The sequence below is a fragment of the Carnobacterium sp. genome (assembly GCF_032094055.1).
In the GTDB taxonomy this organism is placed as follows: domain Bacteria; phylum Bacillota; class Bacilli; order Lactobacillales; family Carnobacteriaceae; genus Carnobacterium_A.
This window is the reverse complement of the sequence record NZ_DAMDAK010000082.1, coordinates 8,100-11,113: the sequence shown is the minus strand read 5'-3', so window position 1 is coordinate 11,113 and position 3,014 is coordinate 8,100. Positions and strand designations below refer to the sequence as shown.

The window sequence follows — 3,014 nt, the reverse complement described above, 5'->3', positions numbered from 1 at the left end:
ATTCATTGGGAAGATGGAACTGCAACAACTTTACCAGAAGAAGAACTGCCTTTATTGCTGCCTAAAACAGAGCAAATAAAACCAAGTGGTACGGGCGAATCGCCTTTAGCTAATATCACAGATTGGGTCAATGTAGAAGACCCTGAAACAGGTTTGAAAGGACGTCGTGACACAAATACGATGCCGCAATGGGCTGGAAGCTCTTGGTACTTCTTGCGTTTTATTGATCCGAAAAATAAAGAAATGTTGGCTGATCCTGAAAAATTAAAAGAATGGTTGCCAGTAGATATTTATATAGGCGGAGCAGAACATGCGGTATTGCACTTATTGTACGCGCGTTTCTGGTATAAATTCTTATATGATCTTGGTATTGTTCCAAATAAAGAACCATTCCAAAAATTATTTAACCAAGGAATGATTCTAGGAGACAACAACGAAAAAATGTCTAAATCAAAAGGCAATGTGGTAAACCCTGATGATGTGGTAGAAAAATATGGTGCGGATACTTTGCGTATGTATGAAATGTTTATGGGGCCTTTAGATGCATCTATTGCTTGGAGCGAAAATGGACTAGAAGGTAGCCGCAAATTCTTAGACCGCGTTTGGCGTTTGATCGTAGATGAAGAAGGGAAAGTTCGCGATCGCATAACAACTTTTAATGATGGAAGCTTAGATGTAGTTTACCATCAAACAGTTAAAAAAGTTACCGAAGATTTTGAACACCTTCGCTTTAATACAGCTATTTCTCAAATGATGGTATTTGTAAATGAAGCTTATAAAGCTAAAGCCTTGCCAGTTGACTACGTCAAAGGTTTTGTCCAATTATTAGCACCTGTAGCTCCTCATTTAGGTGAAGAACTGTGGGCGATGTTAACAGGAAGCGAAGCTGGGATTTCTTATGTAGCTTGGCCAACATATGACGAAGCGTTCTTAGTTCAAGATGAAATTGAAGTTGTTTTTCAAGTAAACGGGAAACTGAAAGCTAAAACTCAAGCAGCAAAAGAAATTAGTAAAGATGAGCTAGAAGCTTTGGCTATGAATAATGAAAAAATAAAAGATGCTATTGCCGGAAAAACGATTCGAAAAGTGATCGTAGTACCTGGGAAATTAGTTAATATTGTTGCAAACTAATAGGAGATAGAAGAGTAGAAGCTGCTGGGTTACTAAAACAGCAGCTCTTCTTTTGGAGAAAAAGATAAAAGCAAAAGAGAAAATTAAGTTTTGGTAAATATCATGGCGACTGCCAGTAAAGGCATTGCAACCAAAATGGTAAAGAAGTAGAATGAACATTAGTACATAAAAGTATGAGAGTAGGGTATGGAAAATGTCAAATGATACTATAAACGAAAATAGAGAAGTTGAGGAAAAAAGTTCACGAGACAAAATGGTCAGCGGCTCTGCTTGGATGACAGGCGGCAGTATTTTATCTCGTCTTTTAGGTGCGTTATATATTATCCCTTGGATGGCTTGGATGGGGACACAAGATGTAGCGACTTCTGCAAACGCCTTGTATATGGTAGGTTATACCCCTTATGCATTATTTTTATATATTGCAACAGCTGGCGTACCATCTGCTATCGCTAAACAAGTTTCTTATTACAATGCTTTAGGGGAATACCAAGTTAGTCGTGACATTTATAAAAAAGGACTACAGCTGATGGCGATCACAGGAATTGTTTCAGCAGCGGTCATGTATTTGATTGCTCCATTTATTGCTGCTAATAGTCCAACTGCTTCAGTAAGTGATGGGACACAAGTTATTCGCTCCTTAAGTTGGGCGTTATTGATTATCCCTTGTATGAGTGTCACTCGTGGCTTTATTCAAGGTCACAATACAATGGCACCATCTGCTATTTCACAATTCATTGAACAGCTAGGCCGCGTTATTTTTATGTTGGCGGCAGTATACATTATCCGGATTGTCATGAATGGAGAAGTAGTTGATGCTGTATCTGCTTCTACTTTTGGAGCATTTATCGGAGCTTTATTTAGTATTTTATATTTGCTGTATATCATTTGGCGCAAAAAGCCCGAGTTGGATTTTCATGTGGCCAATAGTAAAAACAAAATACAAGTTTCGACTAATGATATTTTAAAATCCATTATTAAAACAGCGATTCCTTTCACTATTATCGCATCAGGAATCACACTGTTTCAACTGATTGATCAATTTACATTTGCACCGATCATGAACAGAGTCGGTGAGATGACAGCGAAGCAAATTGAAAATAATTATGCCGTTGCTGCAGGAAATGCAAACAAACTCATTATGATTGTTATTTCTTTAGCCAGTTCAATGGCGATTACTTCTGTTCCTTTGATTGCAGAATTACTAGCTAAAGATAAAATGAAAGATGTAAGAAATCAGTTAAGCGACAGCATACAATTGTTCTTCTTCATTATGCTGCCCTCTGCAATTGGGATGGCAGTAGTTTCAAAACCACTCTATACCGTTTTTTATGGTTATAGCGCCTTTGGGACAAATATTTTACAATTGTCTTCTTATATGAGTATTTTTCTGGGGCTGTTTGTCTTACTGGGGTCAACACTCCAAGCAGCCAATCAAACAAAACCAGCACTAGGCGCAATGGTAGTTGGCTTAGTAGTTAAATTAGTTACACAATTTCCACTGCTGTATCTTTTCCACACCTATGGGATGCTGGTTTCAAATATGGTTGGTTTTGGCGTAACGATTTACTTAATGCTTCGTACTATTTATAAAATGACACACTTAGACTTCAATCGATTGTTTAGACGTATTTTATTAATGGTATTGATAACCTCCGCCATGGCGTTGATTGTTTTCCTTGTACAAAAAGGAATGTATCAATTTATTGACTCTAAAGACCGGATGGGATCATTGATCAATATGGGTGTTTCAGCAACAGTCGGTGGGATTTTTTACTTATACGCTACTTTGAAAGTACGACTAGCTGATCGTTTACTAGGCAGTCGAGTAGCAGGATTAAGAAGGAAATTAAGAATCAAATAATGGCAAGAACTAGTTAGCAGCT

At 37.6% G+C, this 3,014-nt stretch carries 2 protein-coding genes; both read left to right on the top strand.

Translation table 11 applies throughout. The features are described from left to right. Positions 1 to 1,131, top strand: a 1,131-nt coding sequence (locus tag RT405_RS11105) for a class I tRNA ligase family protein (protein WP_313469701.1), incomplete at its 5' end; no start/stop codon positions are given. Positions 1,132 to 1,324: 193 nt separating this feature from the next. Further along, positions 1,325 to 2,992 (top strand): polysaccharide biosynthesis protein, encoded by a 1,668-nt coding sequence (locus tag RT405_RS11100; protein ID WP_313469699.1) that lies wholly within the window; start codon positions 1,325 to 1,327, stop codon positions 2,990 to 2,992. Positions 2,993 to 3,014 lie beyond the last annotated feature (22 nt).

Coding starts and splice junctions, on each gene's coding strand:
- RT405_RS11100 (WP_313469699.1), top strand. CDS start 1,325: ATGTCAAATGATACTATAAACGAAAATAGAGAAGTTGAGGAAAAAAGT.